Annotated in this window: 19 protein-coding genes, 31 tRNA genes and 1 rRNA gene; 11 read left to right on the forward strand and 40 right to left on the reverse strand. The window is 42.6% G+C overall.

The window, feature by feature from the left end; all coding sequences use genetic code 11:
* Positions 1-135 precede the first annotated feature (135 nt).
* Positions 136-1,669 (reverse strand): 16S ribosomal RNA (locus tag PULV_RS02045).
* Between the two features lie 621 nt (positions 1,670-2,290).
* On the opposite strand from PULV_RS02045, the gene PULV_RS02050 reads away from it, so the two are divergent.
* Positions 2,291-3,703 (forward strand): alanine/glycine:cation symporter family protein, encoded by a 1,413-nt coding sequence (locus tag PULV_RS02050; RefSeq protein ID WP_193330822.1) that lies wholly within the window; start codon positions 2,291-2,293, stop codon positions 3,701-3,703.
* 163 nt (positions 3,704-3,866) lie between these two features.
* On the opposite strand, the gene PULV_RS02055 is transcribed toward PULV_RS02050, so the two are convergent.
* The 36 genes from PULV_RS02055 to PULV_RS02230 all read right to left on the reverse strand — a co-directional run bounded on the left by PULV_RS02055 (position 3,867) and on the right by PULV_RS02230 (position 12,403).
* Positions 3,867-4,169: a hypothetical protein gene (locus PULV_RS02055; RefSeq protein ID WP_193330823.1), complete on the reverse strand. Its 303-nt coding sequence runs from the start codon at positions 4,167-4,169 to the stop codon at positions 3,867-3,869.
* A 190-nt stretch (positions 4,170-4,359) separates the two neighbouring features.
* Positions 4,360-4,446, reverse strand: a tRNA-Leu gene (locus PULV_RS02060).
* Positions 4,447-4,484: 38 nt separating this feature from the next.
* Positions 4,485-4,560, reverse strand: a tRNA-Gly gene (locus tag PULV_RS02065).
* A 32-nt stretch (positions 4,561-4,592) separates the two neighbouring features.
* Positions 4,593-4,679: transfer RNA gene (locus PULV_RS02070), tRNA-Leu, on the reverse strand.
* Positions 4,680-4,717: 38 nt separating this feature from the next.
* Positions 4,718-4,793 (reverse strand) — tRNA-Gly (locus tag PULV_RS02075).
* Positions 4,794-4,825: 32 nt separating this feature from the next.
* Positions 4,826-4,912: transfer RNA gene (locus tag PULV_RS02080), tRNA-Leu, on the reverse strand.
* A 38-nt stretch (positions 4,913-4,950) separates the two neighbouring features.
* Positions 4,951-5,026, reverse strand: a tRNA-Gly gene (locus PULV_RS02085).
* Positions 5,027-5,058: 32 nt separating this feature from the next.
* Positions 5,059-5,145: transfer RNA gene (locus PULV_RS02090), tRNA-Leu, on the reverse strand.
* Positions 5,146-5,183: 38 nt separating this feature from the next.
* Positions 5,184-5,259 (reverse strand) — tRNA-Gly (locus PULV_RS02095).
* Positions 5,260-5,291: 32 nt separating this feature from the next.
* Positions 5,292-5,378, reverse strand: a tRNA-Leu gene (locus PULV_RS02100).
* Between the two features lie 38 nt (positions 5,379-5,416).
* Positions 5,417-5,492 (reverse strand) — tRNA-Gly (locus tag PULV_RS02105).
* A gap of 32 nt (positions 5,493-5,524) precedes the next feature.
* A tRNA-Leu gene (locus PULV_RS02110) sits at positions 5,525-5,611 on the reverse strand.
* Positions 5,612-5,649: 38 nt separating this feature from the next.
* A tRNA-Gly gene (locus PULV_RS02115) sits at positions 5,650-5,725 on the reverse strand.
* A 32-nt stretch (positions 5,726-5,757) separates the two neighbouring features.
* Positions 5,758-5,844: transfer RNA gene (locus PULV_RS02120), tRNA-Leu, on the reverse strand.
* A gap of 38 nt (positions 5,845-5,882) precedes the next feature.
* Positions 5,883-5,958 (reverse strand) — tRNA-Gly (locus PULV_RS02125).
* A gap of 32 nt (positions 5,959-5,990) precedes the next feature.
* Positions 5,991-6,077 (reverse strand) — tRNA-Leu (locus PULV_RS02130).
* A 31-nt stretch (positions 6,078-6,108) separates the two neighbouring features.
* Positions 6,109-6,182 (reverse strand) — tRNA-Cys (locus PULV_RS02135).
* Positions 6,183-6,197: 15 nt separating this feature from the next.
* Positions 6,198-6,273 (reverse strand) — tRNA-Gly (locus PULV_RS02140).
* Between the two features lie 41 nt (positions 6,274-6,314).
* Positions 6,315-6,401, reverse strand: a tRNA-Leu gene (locus PULV_RS02145).
* A 34-nt stretch (positions 6,402-6,435) separates the two neighbouring features.
* Positions 6,436-6,509, reverse strand: a tRNA-Cys gene (locus PULV_RS02150).
* 14 nt (positions 6,510-6,523) lie between these two features.
* Positions 6,524-6,599, reverse strand: a tRNA-Gly gene (locus PULV_RS02155).
* A 41-nt stretch (positions 6,600-6,640) separates the two neighbouring features.
* Positions 6,641-6,727, reverse strand: a tRNA-Leu gene (locus PULV_RS02160).
* A 38-nt stretch (positions 6,728-6,765) separates the two neighbouring features.
* Positions 6,766-6,841: transfer RNA gene (locus tag PULV_RS02165), tRNA-Gly, on the reverse strand.
* Between the two features lie 41 nt (positions 6,842-6,882).
* A tRNA-Leu gene (locus PULV_RS02170) sits at positions 6,883-6,969 on the reverse strand.
* Positions 6,970-7,007: 38 nt separating this feature from the next.
* A tRNA-Gly gene (locus PULV_RS02175) sits at positions 7,008-7,083 on the reverse strand.
* Between the two features lie 41 nt (positions 7,084-7,124).
* Positions 7,125-7,211: transfer RNA gene (locus PULV_RS02180), tRNA-Leu, on the reverse strand.
* A 33-nt stretch (positions 7,212-7,244) separates the two neighbouring features.
* Positions 7,245-7,320: transfer RNA gene (locus tag PULV_RS02185), tRNA-Gly, on the reverse strand.
* A gap of 41 nt (positions 7,321-7,361) precedes the next feature.
* A tRNA-Leu gene (locus PULV_RS02190) sits at positions 7,362-7,448 on the reverse strand.
* A 33-nt stretch (positions 7,449-7,481) separates the two neighbouring features.
* Positions 7,482-7,557: transfer RNA gene (locus PULV_RS02195), tRNA-Gly, on the reverse strand.
* A gap of 46 nt (positions 7,558-7,603) precedes the next feature.
* Positions 7,604-7,690, reverse strand: a tRNA-Leu gene (locus PULV_RS02200).
* A 34-nt stretch (positions 7,691-7,724) separates the two neighbouring features.
* Positions 7,725-7,798: transfer RNA gene (locus PULV_RS02205), tRNA-Cys, on the reverse strand.
* 14 nt (positions 7,799-7,812) lie between these two features.
* Positions 7,813-7,888: transfer RNA gene (locus PULV_RS02210), tRNA-Gly, on the reverse strand.
* Positions 7,889-8,062: 174 nt separating this feature from the next.
* Entirely contained in the window at positions 8,063-8,614 is a 552-nt protein-coding gene (pgsA, locus tag PULV_RS02215) for a CDP-diacylglycerol--glycerol-3-phosphate 3-phosphatidyltransferase (RefSeq protein WP_086743101.1), read from the reverse strand.
* A gap of 42 nt (positions 8,615-8,656) precedes the next feature.
* Positions 8,657-10,504, reverse strand: coding sequence for an excinuclease ABC subunit UvrC (gene uvrC, locus PULV_RS02220; RefSeq protein ID WP_227009338.1), 1,848 nt, complete (start codon positions 10,502-10,504; stop codon positions 8,657-8,659).
* Positions 10,491-11,138: a UvrY/SirA/GacA family response regulator transcription factor gene (gene uvrY, locus PULV_RS02225; RefSeq protein ID WP_086743224.1), complete on the reverse strand. Its 648-nt coding sequence runs from the start codon at positions 11,136-11,138 to the stop codon at positions 10,491-10,493. The genes uvrC and uvrY overlap by 14 nt, the downstream gene beginning before the upstream one ends.
* 119 nt (positions 11,139-11,257) lie before the next feature.
* Complete coding sequence (locus PULV_RS02230; protein ID WP_193330824.1) at positions 11,258-12,403, reverse strand: dicarboxylate/amino acid:cation symporter; 1,146 nt, start codon at positions 12,401-12,403, stop codon at positions 11,258-11,260.
* Positions 12,404-13,089: 686 nt separating this feature from the next.
* On the opposite strand from PULV_RS02230, the gene PULV_RS02235 reads away from it, so the two are divergent.
* Complete coding sequence (locus tag PULV_RS02235) at positions 13,090-13,974, forward strand: LysR substrate-binding domain-containing protein (protein ID WP_086743098.1); 885 nt, start codon at positions 13,090-13,092, stop codon at positions 13,972-13,974.
* 187 nt (positions 13,975-14,161) lie between these two features.
* Here PULV_RS02235 and PULV_RS02240 read toward each other — a convergent pair whose 3' ends face one another.
* Positions 14,162-14,917: a Nif3-like dinuclear metal center hexameric protein gene (locus tag PULV_RS02240; RefSeq protein ID WP_193330825.1), complete on the reverse strand. Its 756-nt coding sequence runs from the start codon at positions 14,915-14,917 to the stop codon at positions 14,162-14,164.
* A 153-nt stretch (positions 14,918-15,070) separates the two neighbouring features.
* On the opposite strand from PULV_RS02240, the gene PULV_RS02245 reads away from it, so the two are divergent.
* The gene (locus PULV_RS02245) at positions 15,071-15,433 is read left to right on the forward strand and encodes a hypothetical protein (protein ID WP_086743096.1); all 363 of its coding nucleotides are present in this window, start codon (positions 15,071-15,073) and stop codon (positions 15,431-15,433) included.
* Between the two features lie 107 nt (positions 15,434-15,540).
* On the opposite strand, the gene PULV_RS02250 is transcribed toward PULV_RS02245, so the two are convergent.
* Together PULV_RS02250 and PULV_RS02255 are read right to left on the reverse strand one after the other, a co-directional pair.
* Entirely contained in the window at positions 15,541-16,107 is a 567-nt protein-coding gene (locus PULV_RS02250; RefSeq protein ID WP_193330826.1) for a DUF4136 domain-containing protein, read from the reverse strand.
* Between the two features lie 94 nt (positions 16,108-16,201).
* Positions 16,202-16,624 (reverse strand): hypothetical protein, encoded by a 423-nt coding sequence (locus PULV_RS02255; RefSeq protein WP_086743094.1) that lies wholly within the window; start codon positions 16,622-16,624, stop codon positions 16,202-16,204.
* Positions 16,625-16,943: 319 nt separating this feature from the next.
* Between PULV_RS02255 and ccoN the strand changes: the two genes are divergently transcribed.
* The 8 genes from ccoN to PULV_RS02295 all read left to right on the forward strand — a co-directional run bounded on the left by ccoN (position 16,944) and on the right by PULV_RS02295 (position 23,987).
* Positions 16,944-18,377, forward strand: a complete 1,434-nt coding sequence (gene ccoN, locus PULV_RS02260) for a cytochrome-c oxidase, cbb3-type subunit I (protein ID WP_193330827.1) — start codon at positions 16,944-16,946, stop codon at positions 18,375-18,377.
* A gap of 10 nt (positions 18,378-18,387) precedes the next feature.
* Positions 18,388-19,008, forward strand: coding sequence for a cytochrome-c oxidase, cbb3-type subunit II (ccoO, locus tag PULV_RS02265; RefSeq protein ID WP_193330828.1), 621 nt, complete (start codon positions 18,388-18,390; stop codon positions 19,006-19,008).
* Positions 19,009-19,014: 6 nt separating this feature from the next.
* A complete protein-coding gene (locus PULV_RS02270; protein WP_086743091.1) occupies positions 19,015-19,200 on the forward strand; it encodes a cbb3-type cytochrome oxidase subunit 3 in 186 nt (61 codons plus the stop codon).
* Positions 19,197-20,162, forward strand: a complete 966-nt coding sequence (gene ccoP / locus PULV_RS02275) for a cytochrome-c oxidase, cbb3-type subunit III (RefSeq protein ID WP_193330829.1) — start codon at positions 19,197-19,199, stop codon at positions 20,160-20,162. Before PULV_RS02270 ends, ccoP begins: the two co-directional genes overlap by 4 nt.
* 93 nt (positions 20,163-20,255) lie before the next feature.
* Positions 20,256-20,747 carry a FixH family protein gene (locus tag PULV_RS02280; protein WP_193330830.1) on the forward strand — a complete coding sequence of 164 codons (492 nt, stop codon included), beginning with the start codon at positions 20,256-20,258 and terminating at the stop codon, positions 20,745-20,747.
* A gap of 3 nt (positions 20,748-20,750) precedes the next feature.
* Complete coding sequence (locus PULV_RS02285; protein WP_193330831.1) at positions 20,751-23,156, forward strand: heavy metal translocating P-type ATPase; 2,406 nt, start codon at positions 20,751-20,753, stop codon at positions 23,154-23,156.
* Positions 23,153-23,320 (forward strand): cbb3-type cytochrome oxidase assembly protein CcoS, encoded by a 168-nt coding sequence (gene ccoS / locus PULV_RS02290; RefSeq protein ID WP_086743087.1) that lies wholly within the window; start codon positions 23,153-23,155, stop codon positions 23,318-23,320. Before PULV_RS02285 ends, ccoS begins: the two co-directional genes overlap by 4 nt.
* A complete protein-coding gene (locus PULV_RS02295) occupies positions 23,313-23,987 on the forward strand; it encodes a sulfite exporter TauE/SafE family protein (protein WP_193330832.1) in 675 nt (224 codons plus the stop codon). Before ccoS ends, PULV_RS02295 begins: the two co-directional genes overlap by 8 nt.
* Positions 23,988-23,994: the final 7 nt, after the last annotated feature.

A 23,994-nucleotide genomic window follows, 5' to 3' on the forward strand; every position in this document is an offset into this window, starting at 1 on the left:
AAACATTCCGAAGAACATTCATTAGAATTTTTTTATCAGCTTTCCAAATTTTTAAAGAGCAATATTAATTAGCACTAAGTACTAACTAACAATCATCTGTGTGGACACTACGAACAAATCAGTTCTAAATCGTGATAAGGAGGTGATCCAGCCCCAGGTTCCCCTAGGGCTACCTTGTTACGACTTCACCCCAGTCATGAATCACACCGTGGTAACCGCCCTCCCGAAGGTTAAGCTAGCTACTTCTGGTGCAACCCACTCCCATGGTGTGACGGGCGGTGTGTACAAGGCCCGGGAACGTATTCACCGCAACATTCTGATTTGCGATTACTAGCGATTCCGACTTCATGGAGTCGAGTTGCAGACTCCAATCCGGACTACGACAAGCTTTAAGGGATTCGCTCACTATCGCTAGCTTGCTGCCCTCTGTACCTGCCATTGTAGCACGTGTGTAGCCCTACACGTAAGGGCCATGATGACTTGACGTCGTCCCCACCTTCCTCCGGTTTATCACCGGCAGTCTCCTTAGAGTTCCCGACATTACTCGCTGGCAACTAAGGATAGGGGTTGCGCTCGTTGCGGGACTTAACCCAACATCTCACAACACGAGCTGACGACAGCCATGCAGCACCTGTCTCAGAGTTCCCGAAGGCACAAAGCTATCTCTAGCGATTTCTCTGGATGTCAAGTGTAGGTAAGGTTCTTCGCGTTGCATCGAATTAAACCACATGCTCCACCGCTTGTGCGGGCCCCCGTCAATTCATTTGAGTTTTAACCTTGCGGCCGTACTCCCCAGGCGGTCTACTTAATGCGTTAGCTTTGAAAAAGTTGTCCGAGGACCCCAGCTTCTAGTAGACATCGTTTACGGCGTGGACTACCAGGGTATCTAATCCTGTTTGCTCCCCACGCTTTCGTACATGAGCGTCAGTGTTGACCCAGGTGGCTGCCTTCGCCATCGGTATTCCTTCAGATCTCTACGCATTTCACCGCTACACCTGAAATTCTACCACCCTCTATCACACTCTAGTTGACCAGTTCGAAATGCAGTTCCCAGGTTGAGCCCGGGGCTTTCACATCTCGCTTAATCAACCGCCTGCGTACGCTTTACGCCCAGTAATTCCGATTAACGCTCGCACCCTCCGTATTACCGCGGCTGCTGGCACGGAGTTAGCCGGTACTTCTTCTGTAAGTAACGTCACAGCTAGCAGGTATTAACTACTAACCTTTCCTCCTTACTGAAAGTGCTTTACAACCCGAAGGCCTTCTTCACACACGCGGCATGGCTGCATCAGGCTTGCGCCCATTGTGCAATATTCCCCACTGCTGCCTCCCGTAGGAGTCTGGACCGTGTCTCAGTTCCAGTGTGGCTGATCATCCTCTCAAACCAGCTAGGGATCGTCGCCTTGGTGAGCCTTTACCTCACCAACTAGCTAATCCCACTTGGGCTAATCTAAGGGCGAGAGCCGAAGCCCCCTTTGGTCCGTAGACATCATGCGGTATTAGCAGTCGTTTCCAACTGTTGTCCCCCACCTAAAGGCATGTTCCCAAGCATTACTCACCCGTCCGCCGCTCGTCATCTTCTAGCAAGCTAGAAATGTTACCGCTCGACTTGCATGTGTTAGGCCTGCCGCCAGCGTTCAATCTGAGCCATGATCAAACTCTTCAATTAAAAGTTTTTAGTCTTTCGACTGCTCAATGAATTCTGATTTTTGTTTCCACAACTCTTAATAAAAAGAGAAAGTGAAATCAAATTGACTGTATAGTCACTCATTCATTATTGAGACTCTAAATTTTTTGCTTCATTACCGAAGTAACGTAGCTGTTAGAACTCAACCTGTACGAGTGCCCACACAGATGATTGCTTTATATTGTTAAAGAACGTTGCAGCGCCAACTCTAGGAGCTTGCTGCGAAGTGGAGCGCCATAATAAACATTTCACCTTTCAAGTCAACACTTAATTTTAAATTTCTTTCAAAACCAAACTAAGTTTTATTTAACTCTCTGATTCGACCTTCGCCTCGCTAAGCGTTGCTGTCTGCCGTCTCAGTGGGGTCGCATTATAGAGCGGCGAACTTTTTTGGCAAGGGTTATTTTTACATTTTTTGAAGTATTTTCAACATACATGGATAGATACAGGTTACAACCAAGTTACTCACAAAAATCTGTGGATAAGGTAAGTGATTCGTATTGATTATCGTTAGATAATAAGAACTCATTAAACTCAGAGGTCTATCTATGATAGATTACGCGGCACTTTTTTGTACGCTTACTATTTATATAAGGTATATATATGACTGAACTGATTAATGGACTCAGTAATTTACTCTGGAGCCATGTACTAGTTTATTTACTTGTCACAGCCGGCTTATATTTCACGGTTCGTTTGAACTTCATTCAAATCACTCAATTCCCTCATATGTTCAAGGTCATGTTCAATAGCCGTCAAGGCTGTGGCGATGGCATTTCATCTTTTCAGGCATTTTGTACTTCGTTAGCTGCGCGTGTTGGTACTGGTAATATGGCCGGTGTTGCTGTGGCACTTTATCTTGGTGGCCCTGGCGCGATTTTCTGGATGTGGGTGATTGCCTTGATCGGCATGGCAACAAGTTTCGCAGAAAGCACCTTGGCACAGGTTTATAAAACTAGGGATGATGAGGGTAACTTTCGTGGTGGCCCTGCCTATTATATGGAAATTGGATTGGGTAAACGCTGGATGGGTGTCATTTTTTCTCTGTGCCTTATTTTAGCTTTTGGGTTGGTATTCAATGCCGTGCAGTCCAATTCGATTGCAGCTGCATTTGAAGTCGCTTTTGATCTGCCAAAACATTATGTTGGTATAGCACTTGTGATTGGTACCGCAGTGATTATTTTTGGCGGTATCAAGACAATTTCTCGTTTTGCTGAAGCGGTCGTCCCTGCGATGGCTGGGTTATATTTACTAATTGCCTTGTATATTGTCATCATAAACTACCAGGCATTACCTGATGTATTTATGATGATCATCAACAGTGCATTTGGTATAGAGCAAGCCGGGGCTGGGGCGATAGGCTATGGGATCATGCAAGCAATGATTCAGGGGATTAAACGTGGTTTATTTTCTAATGAGGCTGGAATGGGTAGCGCAGCCAATGCCGCAGCAACAGCGACACCTAATCCACCCCACCCAGCATCACAAGGTTATGTGCAAATGCTCGGTGTATTTGTCGATACCATCGTTATTTGTACAGCCACTGCCGCTATTATTCTTTTGTCTGGTCAGCTAGAAGCTAATTCAGGGCTTACTGGTATTGCACTAACACAAGCAGCACTTGAATCACAAGTAGGCTCATGGGGTGCTTATTTTATCGCGATTGCTATTTTATTCTTTGCATTTACTTCTATCGTTGCAAACTATTCATATGCGGAAACTAACTTGATGTTTCTTGAACATAATCATGCTAAGGGGATGATCATTTTTAGAGTATTAGTATTGGCAATGGTGATGTTTGGTGCAATGAGTGAGCTTGGTTTAGTGTGGACATTGGCCGATATTTCAATGGGCTTTATGGCCATTGTTAACATCATTGCACTATTTATGCTCTCGAGCATCGTACTATGGTTAAGTCGTGATTATTTAAGCCAATTAAAAGAAGGGAAAATCCCGACATTTGACCGAAGTAAGCATCCGACTCTTGATAAACAGATCCCCAAAGACATTTGGTAAGTAATAGACACCATGGCATACACGCCATGGTGTCTCTTTATCTACTGGATAGCGTTAAGTTTGATAAATGCCTTATCTAAATCAGACATCAGTTTACTAGCATTGAAAGCAATAAGATCTCTAACATTACTAAACATAGAGCTATCAGCAATTTTAGAGCTCATCACAATAGCTTTCGATTCAACATCAATAGTTGTGCTGATAATTGTACGGACGCTTGGAGTTCTCTCCTTGTTGGCTCAATCCCTTCTGCGGTACTTAGAATAACACCTTGAGCATTCATTCTCTTTGCTAACTCAAAGACAGCTTTAGTGTGATTTTGCTGGTAAATATCAACTAAATTATGCTCAGCTAATAAAAAAGGCAACATAACAGGCGTAATAACTTCTATTTTATTAGATGTCGATAAATTATGTTCAAGCGCTTCGGATAATACAGAACTGTTATCTCCCGCACTAGGAGCCAAAATCACTTTTTCCCAACATCTTCCATTATAACGATCATTAAAATTAAATAGAGATCAACCAACAAATAACGTCGCAATAATGAAGACTAAGATGAATTTCATATTTTCCGTAGCATAAAATTAGAATACAGGGGTGTGTTATTCTATTTATAAATCAATGAAAAGAATGAATTTAAAATGATTTTAGAGATGGTGCCCGGGGCCGGACTTGAACCGGCACGACTTGTTAGTCGAGGGATTTTAAATCCCTTGTGTCTACCGATTTCACCACCCGGGCATCGGGTTGTGCTTACGCACTGTGATTAAAAATCAATATGGAGCGGCACACGAGGCTCGAACTCGTGACCTCAACCTTGGCAAGGTTGCGCTCTACCAACTGAGCTAGTGCCGCATAAAAATTCGGTATGTTGATATCTAATTATATGGTGCCCGGGGCCGGACTTGAACCGGCACGACTTGTTAGTCGAGGGATTTTAAATCCCTTGTGTCTACCGATTTCACCACCCGGGCATCGGGTTGTGCTTACGCACTGTGATTAAAAATCAATATGGAGCGGCACACGAGGCTCGAACTCGTGACCTCAACCTTGGCAAGGTTGCGCTCTACCAACTGAGCTAGTGCCGCATAAAAATTCGGTATGTTGATATCTAATTATATGGTGCCCGGGGCCGGACTTGAACCGGCACGACTTGTTAGTCGAGGGATTTTAAATCCCTTGTGTCTACCGATTTCACCACCCGGGCATCGGGTTGTGCTTACGCACTGTGATTAAAAATCAATATGGAGCGGCACACGAGGCTCGAACTCGTGACCTCAACCTTGGCAAGGTTGCGCTCTACCAACTGAGCTAGTGCCGCATAAAAATTCGGTATGTTGATATCTAATTATATGGTGCCCGGGGCCGGACTTGAACCGGCACGACTTGTTAGTCGAGGGATTTTAAATCCCTTGTGTCTACCGATTTCACCACCCGGGCATCGGGTTGTGCTTACGCACTGTGATTAAAAATCAATATGGAGCGGCACACGAGGCTCGAACTCGTGACCTCAACCTTGGCAAGGTTGCGCTCTACCAACTGAGCTAGTGCCGCATAAAAATTCGGTATGTTGATATCTAATTATATGGTGCCCGGGGCCGGACTTGAACCGGCACGACTTGTTAGTCGAGGGATTTTAAATCCCTTGTGTCTACCGATTTCACCACCCGGGCATCGGGTTGTGCTTACGCACTGTGATTAAAAATCAATATGGAGCGGCACACGAGGCTCGAACTCGTGACCTCAACCTTGGCAAGGTTGCGCTCTACCAACTGAGCTAGTGCCGCATAAAAATTCGGTATGTTGATATCTAATTATATGGTGCCCGGGGCCGGACTTGAACCGGCACGACTTGTTAGTCGAGGGATTTTAAATCCCTTGTGTCTACCGATTTCACCACCCGGGCATCGGGTTGTGCTTACGCACTGTGATTAAAAATCAATATGGAGCGGCACACGAGGCTCGAACTCGTGACCTCAACCTTGGCAAGGTTGCGCTCTACCAACTGAGCTAGTGCCGCATAAAAATTCGGTATGTTGATATCTAATTATATGGTGCCCGGGGCCGGACTTGAACCGGCACGACTTGTTAGTCGAGGGATTTTAAATCCCTTGTGTCTACCGATTTCACCACCCGGGCATCGGGTTGTGCTTACGCACTGTGATTAAAAATCAATATGGAGCGGCACACGAGGCTCGAACTCGTGACCTCAACCTTGGCAAGGTTGCGCTCTACCAACTGAGCTAGTGCCGCATAAAAATTCGGTATGTTGATATCTAATTATATGGTGCCCGGGGCCGGACTTGAACCGGCACGACTTGTTAGTCGAGGGATTTTAAATCCCTTGTGTCTACCGATTTCACCACCCGGGCATCGGGCTGCTTTCGCTAAAGTGAAAATAAATGGAGGCGGAACCCGGAGTCGAACCGAGGTGGACGGATTTGCAATCCGCTGCATGGCCACTCTGCCATTCCGCCGAATTTATTTTAATTTGGAGCGGCACACGAGGCTCGAACTCGTGACCTCAACCTTGGCAAGGTTGCGCTCTACCAACTGAGCTAGTGCCGCATCATATTAATTCTTCGGTATGTATTAGCTTTTTCACATAATGGTGCCCGGGGCCGGACTTGAACCGGCACGACTTGTTAGTCGAGGGATTTTAAATCCCTTGTGTCTACCGATTTCACCACCCGGGCAACGGGTCACTTTCGTGATGTGAAATCTAATAAATGGAGGCGGAACCCGGAGTCGAACCGAGGTGGACGGATTTGCAATCCGCTGCATGGCCACTCTGCCATTCCGCCATATTTATTTAATTTGGAGCGGCACACGAGGCTCGAACTCGTGACCTCAACCTTGGCAAGGTTGCGCTCTACCAACTGAGCTAGTGCCGCATCATATTAATTCTTCGGTATGTATTAGCTTTTTCACATAATGGTGCCCGGGGCCGGACTTGAACCGGCACGACTTGTTAGTCGAGGGATTTTAAATCCCTTGTGTCTACCGATTTCACCACCCGGGCATCGGGTTGTGCTTACGCACTGTGATTAAAAATTAATATGGAGCGGCACACGAGGCTCGAACTCGTGACCTCAACCTTGGCAAGGTTGCGCTCTACCAACTGAGCTAGTGCCGCATCATATTAATTCTTCGGTATGTATTAGCTTTTTCACATAATGGTGCCCGGGGCCGGACTTGAACCGGCACGACTTGTTAGTCGAGGGATTTTAAATCCCTTGTGTCTACCGATTTCACCACCCGGGCATCGGGTTGTGCTTACGCACTGTGATTAAAAATTAATATGGAGCGGCACACGAGGCTCGAACTCGTGACCTCAACCTTGGCAAGGTTGCGCTCTACCAACTGAGCTAGTGCCGCATCATATTAATTCTTCGGTATGTATTAGCTTTTTCACATAATGGTGCCCGGGGCCGGACTTGAACCGGCACGACTTGTTAGTCGAGGGATTTTAAATCCCTTGTGTCTACCGATTTCACCACCCGGGCATCGGGTTGCTTTCGCGAATGTGATTAAATTATTGGAGCGGCACACGAGGCTCGAACTCGTGACCTCAACCTTGGCAAGGTTGCGCTCTACCAACTGAGCTAGTGCCGCATCATATTAATTCTTCGGTATGTATTAGCTTTTTCACATAATGGTGCCCGGGGCCGGACTTGAACCGGCACGACTTGTTAGTCGAGGGATTTTAAATCCCTTGTGTCTACCGATTTCACCACCCGGGCATCGGGTTGCTTTCGCGAATGTGATTAAATTATTGGAGCGGCACACGAGGCTCGAACTCGTGACCTCAACCTTGGCAAGGTTGCGCTCTACCAACTGAGCTAGTGCCGCATAATAATTTCGGTATTGCTAAATTGTTATTTCACTCATTAAGAGATGGTGCCCGGGGCCGGACTTGAACCGGCACGACTTGTTAGTCGAGGGATTTTAAATCCCTTGTGTCTACCGATTTCACCACCCGGGCAACGGGTCACTTTCGTGATGTGAAATCTAATAAATGGAGGCGGAACCCGGAGTCGAACCGAGGTGGACGGATTTGCAATCCGCTGCATGGCCACTCTGCCATTCCGCCATATTTATTTAATTTGGAGCGGCACACGAGGCTCGAACTCGTGACCTCAACCTTGGCAAGGTTGCGCTCTACCAACTGAGCTAGTGCCGCATCATTGTAAGCTGATGGTTTGGTGACCTAGGTGCTTACCCCTAACTTTGTTGTTGAGCTAGTGCCTTTCAACGAGGACGAATTCTACAGAGATTATCTTTATCGTCAATACAAAAAATGTCACTTTTGAACTGTTTGCTTATTTTTTATCTAAAGCGCTGTTTAATTGAACGTTTAATAACTGCTTTTTTGTAATTCTGACCATGCTGCTGACAAATATTGCACCATAGACCAAAAGGTTAGCAACGTTGCAATGTATAGTAGCGCAAAGCTAAGTTGAGTCATCCAAGTTTCAAATTGCCAAATCAAACCAATAATCGCTAACATTTGTGCAGCTGTTTTTATCTTACCTAATTGAGACACAGCCACATTTCCGCGTTTACCTTGCTCGGCCATCCATTCCCGTAAAGCAGAGATCACAATTTCGCGACTAATAATCACCATTGCAGGAATGGTGACATACAAGCTTTGATAATGTTCAACAAGAATAACGAGCGCAACACTGACCATTACTTTGTCAGCGACAGGATCTAAAAAGGCACCAAATGGCGTTGATTGCTTAAGTTTTCTTGCTAAATAACCATCAAGAATATCGGTTACTGACGCAAGCCAAAATACAAAGGCTGCAGCAAAAAATGCCCATGTGTAAGGTAGATAGAAAATCGCCATAAAAACGGGGATTAAGGCAAGTCTAAAGGCTGTAAGGGTATTTGGAATATTCCACATAACTACTAGAGGGTATCTTTTTGGTTATCTTCGCATGAAGCGTTAGCTTTTGTCATGCAAATGATTAAATATCTTTTCAGCCAACTCAACGCTGACCCCGGGTACTTTTTCTAACTGCTTGGCACTTGCATCAAGAACACCTTGCATGCCACCAAGGTATTTTAACATGGCTTGACGTCTTTTTTGTCCTACTCCTGGTATTTCTTCTAAAAGTGATTGTGTACGTTGTTTCTGGCGTTTATTTCGATGACCAGCAATCGCAAAACGATGTGATTCATCACGAATATGTTGAATCAAATGCAAGGCAATTGAATCCGCACTGAGGTTAATCGTTTTTCGACCTGCGTCAACTAATAAGGTTTCAAGGCCTGCTTTTCGACTCACACCTTTTGCAACGCCGACAAGTAGTGGTAGTTTGTCGAGAGTCCAATTCGCAAAAAATTGCTCAGCTTGTGAAAGCTGCCCTTTGCCGCCATCGATAAAAATCACATCTGGAACTTTATTAATATCGGTCATCTTGCCATAACGTTTTTTTAGCGCAAATGCCATCGCGGCGTAATCATCACCGCCGGTTATCCCTTCAACATTGAAGCGACGGTATTCTTTTTTGTTTGGTCCCTGACTATCAAAAACAACGCATGAAGCCACAGTGTTTTCACCCATCGTGTGGCTAATATCAAAACACTCCATTCGTTGGATATCATCAAGGTTGAGCGCATGTTTTAAAGCGGCAAAACGCTTATTAATTGAATCTTGCGCACTTTGTTTTGTGATAATACTGTTTAAAGCATTTTTATTGGCTAGCTCTAAATACTTCGCGCGTTCACCGCGTTGCACAACTTTCAGTTCGACCTTTTTCTCGGCGATCTGGGTCAGTGCCTCGCTAAGTACTGACACTTCGTCACAAGTAAATGGCAAAACTAATTCTTTTGGAATCCGGCTCGTTCGGCCCACTGATAAATAATACTGGGCTAAAAAAGAAGACAATACTTCGGTGTGTTCCGAATTTTTAGGGATTTTAGGATAAAAAGTATTACTGCCTAAAATTTTGTGATCACGGATCATCAATAAGTGAATAGCTGTTAGACCATTTAAAGATTGGAAACCAATGACATCCATTTCAGCAAAGTTACCACTCACCGATTGCTGTTCTTGCATTTTACGCAGTAACAGTATTTGGTCTCTTATTTTGGCCGCTAATTCAAAGTTCAACTCACCACTGGCGAGTTCCATTTTTTCGACCAATGCAGCAATCACTTGTGAAGATTTTCCACTTAAAAATAACTTCACAAAGTTAACTTCTTGCTGATAGTCGCTATCAGAGACTTTATTCACACACGGAGCTGAGCAGCGTTTTAATTGATATTGTAAACAAGGTCGAGACCGCGCTCTGTAATAGGCATCTTCACATTGCCTCACCGGAAAGATTTTTTGCATTAAGCGTAAGCTTTCAGAAACCGCGCCCGAGCTTGGAAAAGGGCCAAAATAATCACCCTTTTGTTTACGCGCACCACGATGAAACGCAATGCGGGGATGTTTATGATCGGTGACTAAAATATATGGATAAGACTTATCATCACGTAACAATATATTGTAGCGCGGCATATATTGCTTGATGAGGTTATTTTCAAGCAATAGTGCTTCGGTTTCGGTATTGGTTAACGTGATTTCAATATTAGTAATGTTTTTCACTAACGCACGGGTTTTACTTTCTGGGATATTGGCACGAAAGTAGCTACTGACTCGTTTTTTTAAGTTTTTCGCTTTACCAACATAAATAACTTGTTGATCGCTATCGAGCATCCGGTACACACCTGGTTCACTCGATAACGTTTTTAAAAACTCTGCTGGGATAAAGTTGCTAGACAAAGGAGCGCTATTCGGTGTCAATTTCAATCATTTTGTGACGAATCGCTAAATGCGTTAATTCTACATCTCCACCAATGCCAAGTTTTTCAAACATTCTATAGCGATAGCTATTCACAGTTTTAGAACTCAAATTTAGTTGATCTGCAATATTTTGTACCTTTTCACCACGTGTAATCATCAACATAATTTGTAATTCACGGTCAGATAAGCTTTGAAAAGGATTTTCATCACTGCGTCCGCTAAATTGTGCCAACGCAATCTGCTGGGCAATTTCAGGGGCAATATAACGCTGACCGGAATTCACAGCGCGAATCGCATTGACCATTTCGTCATGTCCACCTGATTTGGTGAGGTAGCCATGCGCTCCAATTTGCATCACTTTACTCGGAAAAGGATCTTCACAATGTACCGTCAGCACAATAACTTTGACATCGGGGCAATAACGACAAATCTTTTTAGTCGCTTCAAGACCACCCATGCCTGGCATATTCATGTCCATCAAGACGATATCTGGGTGATTCTGACGACAAAATGTAACCGCTTCTTCTCCGGTTTTGGCTTCACCGACTACTTTAAAGCCACGAACATCGTCCAATATACGCTTTATACCGGTTCTTACCAGCTCATGGTCATCAACTAAAAGTACGTTAATCAAAGCAGGTTCCTCATTTACAAATGCAGTCATTAAAAGATCACAATTAAGCCGTGATCAAGATACCATATTTAGCTACAAACGCTATCACTATAAACAATTTAATATATGCGAGTAACTGACTATTTTGATTGTGAAAATTTATCAACCCATAGGGCAATAATACCATCGCCCGTTACGTTACACGCAGTCCCAAAACTATCTTGTGCTAAATATAACGCAATCATTAATGCAATAGCCGCTTCATTAAACCCGAGCATAGTCGTTAATAAACCCAACGCCGACATCACCGCACCACCTGGCGCGCCTGGTGCTGCAATCATGACCACACCCAACATAAAAATAAACGGCAACATACCAGCTAGGGTTGGTAACGCTAAATCAGGCGACAAAAACATCACGGCCGTCGCACAAGTTACTATGGTAATCGTGGAACCTGATAAATGGATAGTGGCACATAAAGGCACACAGAAATTAGCAATCGGTTCTTTAACTTGATTGTTTTTACTCGATTGTAATGACACAGGAATAGTGGCCGCGCTCGACATCGTGCCCAATGCAGTAAAATACGCAGGTAGCATATTTTTAATAAGCTCTAATGGATTACGTTTCAGGGCTATACCTGTCGCAACATATAATACGGTTAGCCATAACCAGTGCAGCGTCAATGCCATTACTAGGACTAAGGCAAATGTTTTGAGTGTATCAAAGACAGTGCCTGCTACGGTCATTTCAGCAAACACACCGGCAATATAAAAAGGTAATGCAGGAATAATAACCTTAGATAATAATGCATCTATTACATCACGACCTTGGTCAGAAATAACTTTCAAATTATCTAAACCACGATTACTAATAGCAATACCAAATACAAAAGCAGTCACTAAAGCTGTCATCACCCCCATTAATGGTGGGATCTCGACAGAGAGTAATGCGTGGACTTCTGCGGCTGATTGACTATCAAAACTCAACTGACCACCTAGACTTGGAATGAGTAAACTGGCGATTAAATACGCTAATGTTCCAGCAATAAGGGTCGAACCATAAGCAAAACCAACAGTCTTGCCTAATAACGAACCTGAATTTTGCGGTAAACTTGCGATTCCTGATGTAATAAAAAACAAAATAATGAGTGGAATAGTAAAGCCAATTAACTCACCAATAAGCACTTTAGCGGTATAAATCACTTCAACCATCAGTGTGGGCGCATACATCCCAATTAAGAAGCCAGCGATAATTCCCAGCACTAGTTTTACAATCAAGTTCATTCTTAGTTCCTGCATCCAAATGGTGATGTGTTAATTTTAGTGTTTCCTTTTATCACTATTTAACGAGTTATAAACAAAAAAACGCCGAGTAGCAGGTTAAGTGCTGTGTTTTTAAACAAAGTGTCTCTTTTCGTATAAACATCTATAAAATGAGTCATACAGATCAATTGAGCTATCAGCCCATGCTTCCCTATTGAATATAAAGAACAACTTCAGTTTGGACATACATCTATATGTGCTCGTTACGGCATCACAAACCTACTTTATAGTCTGTGCGTAAAGATTTCAGACCGCCTGCTTGAGTGTTTTCAATATTTGCCTGTGTCTTATTTTTTCCTCGAAGGCAATATGCCAAGGTCAATATCTGCATATGTAAAATGATCATTAATTAAGCATTAATGCAAAAAAGCGCAACAGACCAAAAAACAAACAATTACATACCTAATTTACTTCAACGAACTTCATCTTCAATGAAGTAAATTCACTTTTAATATGTAAATAGAAATCGTATCAAACGATTCAAAGTGAAAAATAACTATGACAACGCTGTCTTTTGTTGCATTATTGTTGATAGCGAATATTGAGAACGCAACAAACAGCCATCCAGATGTTGAAACATCCAAATTAAGCCAGTATGATAGAGATTAACTAACGTTCTCTCACCCTAAACATGAGAATTATTAAAGATGATAGACATTAAACACCTGAAAACCATTGCCACGCTGAAAGACACGGGTTCTTTAGTTAATACTGCGCGTGAATTGTTTTTGACTCAATCGGCACTGTCTCATCAAATTAAAGATTTAGAGAATAAGTTAGACTGTCAATTATTTGAACGAAAGACCCATCCAGTGCGCTTCACGCCCCAAGGTATGTTGTTATTAGAATTAGCCAATGAAGTCCTGCCTAAAGTGGAAGCCACCAAATGCAGATTGAAAGAAAGCTTAAATCAGCCGATTTCTCAATTGCGCTTAAGTGTCGAATGCCATGCTTGCTTCCATTGGTTACTGCCAACGATAAAAGAATTCAATAACTTCTGGCCTGACATCAAAGTCGATTATGAACGAGGATTCAGCTACGACGCCATCCCAGATTTACTCAATGATGAATTAGATTTGGTCTTAACTTCAGATACACGAGAGCCCGATAAACTAGAGTACGCACACCTTTTTGACTTTAAATTGAAATTAATTGTTTCACCGGATCATCCGCTTGCAAAAAAAGCGTACGTAACAGCCCTTGATTTAAAAGACGAAACGATTATTTCCTACCCTATCCCGAAAGAGCGCCAAGACATCTTCAAGCATTTTATTCAAAATGCCCGCTACGATGGGAATCTAAAGACCGTCGACCAAGGACTGCTTATTTTTCAATTAGTCAGCGCAGGGATGGGTGTTGCCGCTCTACCAGATTGGCTCGTGACACCATACGAAAGCCAAGGGTTAATAAAATCAATTCCTTTGGGGGCACTGGGCTTAACAAGGCCAATGTATTTAGCCATGAAGAAAAATATGAAAGACAACCCTGTGTATCGACATTTTCTAAACACTTGTAAGCAAAACAAGCGTTAATAAACAGCGATACTCAATCAGCTAGCAGCATTGATATTACTGGGATCTGTTGATCTTTTTTAGTTGAATGTTTTAGATAAAAACGAGTTAAGCTCGGCAAATGAATAGCTAGATTAAGGTGCCCAATTATTTTGCGCACCTTAATCGTAAACTATAAGTTGGTAATCTCAGTTTAAAGTTCAGTGGCTCACACAGGATTATCAATATCAATAAACTGAACGGCTAATCCATATTGCTTCGCCAAATACTCTCCCAATGCTTTAATACCGTAACGCTCTGTCGCATGATGCCCCGCTGCGAAGAAATCGATATTTTGTTCGATAGAGCTATGCATAGTCTGCTCAGATGCTTCACCAGTTAAAAAGGCATCTATCCCCTGCTCTGCGGCTAAATCAATATAACCTTGCCCACCCCCGGTACACCAGGCAATTGTTTCTATGGGTTTATTTCTTACATTTGACACCAGCGGTGGACGATTCAAAACCTGAGCGATCTTATCAGCAAAGTCCTCTGCGGACATTGGGGTGCGTAGTCGGCCTTTAACAGCAACACTGGGTGATGATCCCGGCTCTAGCCCCGCTTCAAACTCGATATCAAGTAACTTAGCCAATTGAGCGTTGTTTCCAAGATCTGGGTGGATATCAAGTGGCAAATGATATGCAAACAAGTTGATATCATTATTCAGCAATGCTGAAATGCGGCGCTTTTTCATACCCGTAATCGGATACGCTTCATTTTTCCAAAAATACCCATGATGAACAATAATGGCATCGGCTTGCTGCTCAATAGCAGCATCAATCAGAGCTTGACTCGCTGTCACACCTGTTACAATTTTTGTAATATGCTCTTTACCTTCAATTTGTAATCCGTTTGGGCAAAAATCTCGGATCTGACTCGGTTTAAGCACATCATTTAATACCGATACTAACTCACTTCTATGCATCTCACTCTCATCGAAAACGGTTCAAAACAGCATAATTGTCGAGATAAAATGCCCGAAAATAAAGAAAAAATCGCAAAAAATTGAAAATTAATGCAAAAATGGGTATAACTTAATTATTCAATACAATCCTCGTATCTAAAAATAGGATATACGATGAGCACTCTTGATAAAACAGAAGTTTTAGCATCTTTCGAAGCCGCTTATGAAGCAGCCAATGGTAAAAAACCTGACATCACAGCCAAAGCCGGATGGTACAGTGTCGATGGTGGGAAAAACATGCGTTTGGCCGATTTAAACGACTTAATCGCAACTCTTGGTTCTGATGCCGTGCCGAAAGCAAAAAAAGCGACAAAAGCAACAACAAAAAAAGCGAATGATAAAGCACCGGTAGTGGCTTCGACACCTGGGTTTGCCATTACTCGTAGTAACGATGAAGGTTATACAGCAGAAGAATTGTGGATTGTCACATTAGCTGAAAAAGATCATGACTGTCGTTTACCGCGTGGAGTGGTTTAAAACTGTTGATAAATCTCAGTTTTAAATAAAAAACCTCGTTAGCAATAACGAGGTTTTTTATTACTAGGGCTATTTTTAAGTCGCAAGATATTTCAATTAATACTGACTTAAAGATTAGCTAAGGTTTGATCAACTATCGTATTTATCAATAAATCTAAATCTTCTGTATTGCTTTTAGTAATTTTTTGCGTCGCCCAACCATGCCAAGCGGGTTGTTTAGTTTTCACATCATAGACATCAATTGCTAATTTGCCTTCGGTGTAATTTCGAACCGTTGTTTCTGTTCCCATACTGATGCTGCCATGATTTCCATAGTACGGGTGACCCCAACCGAAACCACCTCGGTAAGTAACAGGAAAAGAATCTACTTTCACTTTGTCGCGACTACCAACAGTGTAAGAAATCGCTACATCTGCGTCGTCAGAGTTGGCGACAAGCGTGTAACCTTTTGCTTTCATGTTTCGTTCAATTGCACTGTCGATCCGCACTTTTACAATGGGATTAAAATCCGCAGGCGCTTCTAAAACATGAGTTTGTTTTAACCAAGCAAAGGTTTTCGCATTTGAAATATCAACATCGGGATTTTTATCAAAATTAACATTCGGGCCTGACGCCGCACAAGCGGTTAATAAAGCGACAAACGCGCTCATAATGACTAGTTGTAAACGTTCCATTTTTTCTTCCTTAAATGGGTAAAAAATATCTCAAAAAGAATAATAACAATGAGATGAACGTATTATTAACGAATAAAATTTAAATCGCGAGCTTTTATTGGTTTGGGACACGGATAAAATACAACACCTCTTTTAGCTCAGCGTCTGATGAATGAATATGATGCTCAAGAGTAATACTTAGCTGCCACATCATATTTGCAGAAGAGCACGCTCCGACCATAGTTTGTGCATGCCATTGATTTCCATTCTGTTCAAAAAAAACCGGGATCATACCCATGTACATCTCTACGCCTGTCATTTTTGCATTTTTGACCTGCCAGTCTTCTGGAAGTGTTAACAGTAAATTAAAAGGAGTTTCGGGATGAACCTCAGGCTTATCTAGCGAGAGTGATATTCCACCACTATAGTTACAAAGTTGATTGGGCTGGCAAGATGAAAATTGCTCAGTGTTACTTGGGGCTGGTTCACACCCTAAAAGTATCAAACCACTGAGTAAATAGAATAAAACACGTTGCATGATCGATTGACCTAAATTGAATAACGCGAGGGAGTATAAAGGGAGAGGTTCAAAACATCTAACATTGGTGAAAAATAAAGCGACTAGGCACTAAAAATTTGATTGAAGTCATAAATTTGCCCAATTACGCTATCTTTTTTTGACTAAAAATTTTATCATTTCCCCGCAAAAATAAGGGTTTCTCGAGTTTATTTTTTGGAATGTTCAAAGGATTTTGAACGTTTTAGGTAACAAACTTGTTGAAAATAAGCAGGCCCCATTCTTTATTGGATGGGAAATTCATTTCTTAATGCAAGTTAATTGCAGCGGAAGCCGGAAAATGAGCCAAACAGTAGCATCACAAACTGAGTACAACTATAACGTTGTGCGCCAATTCACTATTATGACAGTGATTTGGGGTATCGTTGGTATGGCTGTTGGAGTTCTGATTGCTGCCCAGTTAGTCTGGCCAGCACTGAACTTTGATACACCATGGTTAACCTACTCTCGACTGCGTCCGTTACATACGAACGCTGTTATATTCGCATTTGGTACTAGTGCACTATTCGCCACGTCTTATTACGTGGTTCAGCGTACATGTCAAACGCGTCTTTTTTCTGACAAATTAGCCGCTTTCACCTTCTGGGGTTGGCAGCTTGTGATCGTTCTAGCCGCGATTACTCTACCGCTAGGTTATACCAGTGGTAAAGAATACGCTGAACTAGAATGGCCAATTGATTTATTAATCACTGTCGTTTGGGTTTCATATGCCATTGTTTTCTTTGGTACGCTAATCAAACGTAAAGTGTCGCATATTTATGTAGCGAACTGGTTCTACGGTGGTTTCATCATTACTGTTGCTGTGCTTCATATTGTGAACAGTATGGCAGTGCCTGTATCTATGACTAAATCATATTCGATTTATGCAGGTGCAGTTGATGCGATGGTACAGTGGTGGTATGGTCACAATGCAGTAGGCTTCTTATTAACGGCTGGTTTCTTAGGTATGATGTATTACTTCGTACCAAAACAAGCAGGTCGTCCAGTTTACTCATATCGTTTATCAGTTGTTCATTTCTGGGCATTGATTTCATTATACATTTGGGCTGGTCCTCACCATCTACATTACACTGCACTTCCTGACTGGACTCAGTCGTTAGGCATGGTTATGTCAGTGATTTTATTTGTGCCATCTTGGGGTGGTATGATCAATGGTATCATGACGTTATCAGGTGCTTGGCACAAATTACGTAATGACCCTGTACTGCGCTTCTTAGTTGTTTCACTGTCTTTCTATGGTATGTCTACCTTTGAAGGGCCAATGATGGCAATTAAATCAGTAAATGCACTATCACATTACACTGACTGGACTGTTGGCCACGTACACTCTGGTGCACTAGGTTGGGTCGCAATGGTGTCAATTGGTGCTGTGTATCACCTAATCCCGAATTTATTCGCTCAATCACGCATGTATAGTATCAAACTTGTTAATACGCACTTCTGGTTACACACTGTAGGTGTTGTTTTATACATCGTTGCAATGTGGATTTCAGGTGTTATGCAAGGTCTAATGTGGCGTGCGGTCAATTCAGACGGTACATTAATGTACAGTTTCGTTCAATCGTTAGAAGCGTCTAAACCTTTCTACTTCATGCGATTTGTAGGTGGCGTATTCATCGTTGCCGGTATGTTAATTATGCTTTACAACACGTATCGCACAGTGACAGCCAAAAAAGGTTCACTTCAAGCTGACGCTGAAGTACAACCAGCATAAGGGGTTAGGAATGAGCGAAAATAATTCACAAAACAAACATGAGATCGTCGAAAAAAATGTTGGCTTGATGGCTATTTTAGTTGTCTTTGCTATTAGTTTCGGCGCATTAGTAGAAATTACACCACTTATGTTCCAAGACGATACCACAAAACCTGTCGATGGCTTACGCCCTCTCACAGCGCTTGAAATGGAAGGTCGTGACATTTATGTACGTGAAGGTTGTTACAACTGTCACTCGCAAATGATTCGCCCATTTCGTGATGAAGTGGAACGTTACGGTCATTACTCAGTCGCTGGTGAGAGTGTTTGGGATCACCCATTCCAATGGGGTTCTAAGCGTACTGGTCCTGACTTAGCACGTGTTGGTGAGCGTTACTCAGATGATTGGCACTATGCTCATTTAATGGATCCACGTTCAGTGGTTCCTGAGTCAAACATGCCAGCTTACCCTTGGTTAGATAAAAATGTACTGGATGGCCAATTAATTGCCAAGAAACTAGAAGTGTTTCAAGGCTTTGGTGTGCCATATACCGATGAGGATATCGCCGGTGCAGAAGCTGCAGTAAAAGGCAAAACAGAAATGCAAGCCCTTATTGCTTACCTTCAGCAACTTGGTACTCACTTGAAGTAATTAATTATGGATTACGGAACATTCAGAGGTATTTTCACTCTGGTTTTATTGGTACTTTTTATTGTGATTGTGTTGTGGGCATACAGCAAAAGAAGCAAACGTCGCTTTGACGATGCTGCAAATGCTATTTTTGAAGATGAAAAAGTGCATCACAACACTCTTGGTGATCAGGAAAAGGAGTCTGAGAAATGACTAGCTTTTGGAGTATATGGGTCATCGTATTGACCTTAGCATGTCTCGCAATCTGTCTAGGCTTATTAGTTTGGAACTTGAAAAACTATACAGGCGTAGAAGAAGGTGAGTCTTGCGGTCATGAGTTCGATGGCATTGAAGAATTAAACAACCCCTTACCGAAGTGGTGGACTTACATGTTCTTCGCTACGTTTGCGTGGTCTGTTTATTACCTTGCAGCTTATCCAGGTTTAGGTAACTGGGAAGGTGTGGCGAAGTGGACAAGTTCAAACCAAGGTGTTAAATCTTTGGCTGAATCTAAACAAGCGACACTAGATGCCCAAGCTGCAGGTGAAACTGTACAATTAGACAAAGAGATTGAACGTGCAGAAGAGCGCTTTGGTCCACTATTTGAATCATTTGCAAAGCGTGACATTTTAGATCTTGCGCAAGATGAGCAAGCACTTGAAATCGGCCAGCGATTATTTTCGCAAAACTGTGCTCAGTGTCATGGTTCAGATGCACGTGGCGGTGTTGGCTTTCCTAACTTAACGGATACAGATTGGTTATATGGTGGTGCACCAGACCAAATCAAAACAACACTATTACACGGTCGTGTTGCAGCAATGCCAGGTTGGAAAGATGCGTTAGGTGAGCAAGGTATCAAAGAAATGACTGCTTACGTACTGAGCTTATCGGGTCGTAAAGTCAATCAAAAAGATGCTGACGCAGGCCAAGCTAAGTTTGCCATGTGTGCTGCGTGTCACGGGATGGATGGTAAAGGCTCTGTTGCTCATAACCTTCCATTTGGTGCGCCAAACTTAACAGATAATATCTGGCTATATGGTGGCTCTCAACGTGCAGTTGAAGAAACATTAAATAATGGCCGTGCTGGTGTGATGCCTGCATTTAAAGATACGTTAGGTGAAGATAAAGTGCATATTCTTGCCGCTTACGTCTATAGTTTGTCCTTGGACAAATAAAAGTGAAAAAGCCTCCACCTTGGAGGCTTTTTTTTAGGTTTTTAATTCAAATTCCAGTAAAATACCCCCACTTACATTCAGATAGAAACTATTATGCAAACTCTTCCTTGGTATAAACAATTTTGGCCGTGGTTTATTCTTTCTATTCCTGCGATCACCGTCGTCACTTGTATCTTTTTTATTGTCTATTCTGTGCAAAAAGGCCCTGATATGGTGGTTGATGATTACTATAAAAAAGGCAAATCAATCAATCTAGAATTAAGTAAGTTCCAAAAAGCAAAAGCCCTATTTCTCCACGGCGACCTGACGATAGATAACGACTTAGTCAGCTTTTTATTTACCAAAGGAGATGCAAGTAAAGTGACCGCTTTAAAACTGTCTTTTTATCACCCGACATTAAAAGCGAATGACTTTGAGATGACATTGACTAAAAATAGTCTCGGTGCATTTACAGGCTTTTCGGATCGTATTACCGAGTCACGCTATACCGTGTTTATTGAGCCAATGGATCAAAGCTGGAAGCTTAAAGAAAGTATTATTCTGCCCTCTACCGACGCTTTTAAAATTTTCCCGGAATACAAATAAATCATGAGCAATACCTGTTTTCATTGTCTTGAACCCATCCCCCTTGGTTTCTCTCAACATGTTGAATTTAATCACCAAGCACAACCTGTTTGCTGTTTAGGTTGCCAAGCGGTAGCCGAAGCCATCATTCAAGGTGGAATGACCGACTACTACAAGTTCAGGACCGAAGCCGCAGGAAAAGTAAAAGAGCTGATCCCAGAGCAGCTCGAGATGTTCAAAAGCTATGATGATGAAGACATCCAAGCTGATTTTATCACTGGCCAAGATGATCAAGCTGAGCTGTTGCTCAGCATTGAAGGGATAAGCTGTGCTGCTTGCGCCTGGCTGATAGAAAAGCAATTACTTGGCTTGGCGGGAATTATCCGTGTTGATGTCAATACATCAACCCATCGAGCACTTATTCATTGGCATCGCCCAAGTATTAAGCTAAGTCAAATCATCGAATCGTTAGCCAAGATAGGTTACCAAGCCTACCCTTTCCAAGCCGATGAGGAAGAACACCAGAAAAAACAAGTCGCTAAATCGTATATCCGCCGCTTAGGAGTCGCGGGTTTAATGACCATGCAAGTGATGATGTTTGCCTTTGCAATGTACTTTGGTATGTTTTCAGGCATGGACGAAGATTTTGAGCTGTATTTTCGCTGGATAAGTTTCAGTCTTGCCACACCAGTGATTTTATACTCCGCCATGCCCTTTTTGGTCAATGCGGTGCGAGGCCTAAAAGCCAAGCAACTAAACATGGACTTACCCGTTTCTTTGGCCATCTTTGGAGCTTATGCTGCAAGTAGTTGGGCAACGTTTTTTGAAACTGGTGAAGTATATTTTGAATCCATTTGTATGTTTACGTTTTTGCTTCTACTCGGTAAATATCTTGAATTTAGAGCGCGTTTAAAGGCCACCGAATTTACTGCTAACTTACAAAAACTACTCCCATTAACAGCGCGTTTGGCCGATGATGGCGGTGAAGAAAAAGTCATTGCTGCTAAGCGATTGAAACTGAATGATTTAATACTCATTAAACCTGGTGAAACCATTCCTGCCGATGGCATTGTTATCAAAGGACGCACTACAGTTGATGAATCGATGATGACCGGTGAACATCAAGCGGTGGGTAAAAAACAGCGTGACCAAGTTTTTGCCGGAACCATCAATCACGATGGTGTGATTACCGTGCAAATCAACCAAGTTGGCCAAAATACACTGCTCAATCAAATCGTCACCCTGCAGCATCAAGCACTGGCAAGCAGACCAAGAATCGCAGAGGTCACTGACAAAGTAGCGCAGTGGTTTGTCGCCTTATTATTGATTTTTGCATCGATTACTGCCGTTATCTGGTATCAAATAGATCCAAGCCATGCGTTTTGGATTACGATTGCAGTGTTAGTCGCCACTTGTCCTTGTGCATTGAGCTTATCCGTACCGACCGGCTTGACTTGCTCTGTGGCGAACTTGACACAAAAAGGAGTGTTAATTAAAAAAGCCCACGTGCTAGAAACACTCACCAAGATTGATACGATTGCCTTTGATAAAACCGGCACTCTTACGGAAGGTAGATTTACTATATTGAATAGCCGTTTCTACCCTGCTCAATTACCCAAGCAATTCGATGAATCACATTTACTTGCATTAGCACATGTTTTAGAACTGCATTCAGAGCACCCTATCGCTAAAGCATTTATCCAATCTGGGGCTGAAAAACAAATCGCGATTAACCCAGCAGATGTCCAGCATATCGAAATCCACACTGGACTTGGCATTACCGCCGAATATCGCGGCTACCATGTCGCCATTGGCCAAAATGCCTGGTTTGATGAAATCGAGACTTCATGTCAAGTCGTGTTGTACGTTGATAAAAAAGCCGTAGCCTCATTTGAGCTCAGTGATAAAGTCAGAGATCACGCAGAGCAGTTAATTCGTTATTGCGACGAACAACACATCCAAAGTCATATTCTGACTGGTGACTCATCTGAAGCTGGCAATAAATTAGCTGATTCTCTCGCAATCAAACATCTCCAAGTCGGCTGTACACCAAGCGACAAGCAACGCCATGTTGAAACAATCCGTGATAGCGGGCATGTTATTGCGATGGTTGGAGATGGAGTCAACGACAGCCCCGTCTTTAATAGTGCGCATTTGTCGATTGCAATGGCCAGTGGTGCAGATATCTCAAAAAATACTGCCGATGTTGTTTTACTTAACTCTGATTTAAACGCACTGCAGCAACTTCACCAAATAAGTCTGAAAACAAGACGTATAATTAAACAAAATTTAGCGCTGTCATTGTGTTATAACGGCTCTGTTTTACCGCTTGCGGCCATGGGCCTTGTACCGCCTTGGGCTGCCGCCATTGGTATGTCTGCCAGCTCGATCATTGTGATCACTAACTCATTAAGGCTATTAAAAGTATGAGTATAATTTACATATTAATTCCCATCGCCATCCTTTTAGTCATTATTGCTCTGGGTATTTTCTTTTGGGCTGTTCGCAGTGAGCAATTTTCTAATTTAGATAAACAAGCGCACAGCATCTTATTTGAAGACGATAAAGAGCAGCACAACAAAAGTAATGATTGATTCTTTTTATCTGACTGCATTTATGATGGGACTGATTGGCAGCGGTCATTGCGTAGCCATGTGTGGCGGGGTGGCTTCTTCGTTGCAATTAGCTGTCAAAGATCCCTCGCAAGCGAAGTTATATACGGTACTGTACAACCTTGGACGTCTTTTGAGCTATAGCCTTGCTGGCGCTTTGGTTGCAGGGGTTAGTAGCTACTTTGCTAGCCAATCGTTACTTTTGTCACAGTTTTTAAGTTATCTCAGTGCCTTGTTTATGGTGCTGGTTGGCTTATACATAATGAGATTGGCCGCGACACTCAATTGGCTTGAATCTCTTGGTAAAGCGGCCGTTTGGCAACACCTTGTAAAATTAAACCGCTACCTTATGCCCCTTGATTCAAAAACAAAAGCCTTAGCGTATGGTGCTTTATGGGGGTGGTTACCATGTGGGTTGGTCTACTCAGCATTAACTTGGTCTATCTCTGCCCCTTCGGCCCTTGAAGGTGCACTGTTTATGTGTGTCTTTGCCTTAGGCACCTCCCCTGCAATGCTCTCTTTAGGCTGGACAGCACAAACAGCATCAAAATGGCTTAATAAGCCGATTTTTAGACTAATAATGGGTAATTTTTTAGTATTTTATGGTTTCTACCTTTTTACTATTGCGGTGCTCAAAGCCGTGCATTAAGCTAGAC

Origin of the sequence: Pseudoalteromonas ulvae UL12, from assembly GCF_014925405.1 — a bacterium.
Lineage (GTDB): Bacteria > Pseudomonadota > Gammaproteobacteria > Enterobacterales > Alteromonadaceae > Pseudoalteromonas > Pseudoalteromonas ulvae.

Bases quoted from the DNA above. Each gene is read 5' to 3' on its own strand.
- PULV_RS02050 (WP_193330822.1), top strand. From the start codon at position 2,291: ATGACTGAACTGATTAATGGACTCAGTAATTTACTCTGGAGCCATGTA.
- pgsA (WP_086743101.1), bottom strand. From the start codon at position 8,614: ATGTGGAATATTCCAAATACCCTTACAGCCTTTAGACTTGCCTTAATC.
- PULV_RS02230 (WP_193330824.1), bottom strand. From the start codon at position 12,403: ATGAACTTGATTGTAAAACTAGTGCTGGGAATTATCGCTGGCTTCTTA.
- PULV_RS02235 (WP_086743098.1), top strand. From the start codon at position 13,090: ATGATAGACATTAAACACCTGAAAACCATTGCCACGCTGAAAGACACG.
- PULV_RS02240 (WP_193330825.1), bottom strand. From the start codon at position 14,917: ATGCATAGAAGTGAGTTAGTATCGGTATTAAATGATGTGCTTAAACCG.
- PULV_RS02245 (WP_086743096.1), top strand. From the start codon at position 15,071: ATGAGCACTCTTGATAAAACAGAAGTTTTAGCATCTTTCGAAGCCGCT.
- PULV_RS02250 (WP_193330826.1), bottom strand. From the start codon at position 16,107: ATGGAACGTTTACAACTAGTCATTATGAGCGCGTTTGTCGCTTTATTA.
- PULV_RS02255 (WP_086743094.1), bottom strand. From the start codon at position 16,624: ATGCAACGTGTTTTATTCTATTTACTCAGTGGTTTGATACTTTTAGGG.
- ccoN (WP_193330827.1), top strand. From the start codon at position 16,944: ATGAGCCAAACAGTAGCATCACAAACTGAGTACAACTATAACGTTGTG.
- ccoO (WP_193330828.1), top strand. From the start codon at position 18,388: ATGAGCGAAAATAATTCACAAAACAAACATGAGATCGTCGAAAAAAAT.
- PULV_RS02270 (WP_086743091.1), top strand. From the start codon at position 19,015: ATGGATTACGGAACATTCAGAGGTATTTTCACTCTGGTTTTATTGGTA.
- ccoP (WP_193330829.1), top strand. From the start codon at position 19,197: ATGACTAGCTTTTGGAGTATATGGGTCATCGTATTGACCTTAGCATGT.
- PULV_RS02280 (WP_193330830.1), top strand. From the start codon at position 20,256: ATGCAAACTCTTCCTTGGTATAAACAATTTTGGCCGTGGTTTATTCTT.
- PULV_RS02285 (WP_193330831.1), top strand. From the start codon at position 20,751: ATGAGCAATACCTGTTTTCATTGTCTTGAACCCATCCCCCTTGGTTTC.
- ccoS (WP_086743087.1), top strand. From the start codon at position 23,153: ATGAGTATAATTTACATATTAATTCCCATCGCCATCCTTTTAGTCATT.
- PULV_RS02295 (WP_193330832.1), top strand. From the start codon at position 23,313: ATGATTGATTCTTTTTATCTGACTGCATTTATGATGGGACTGATTGGC.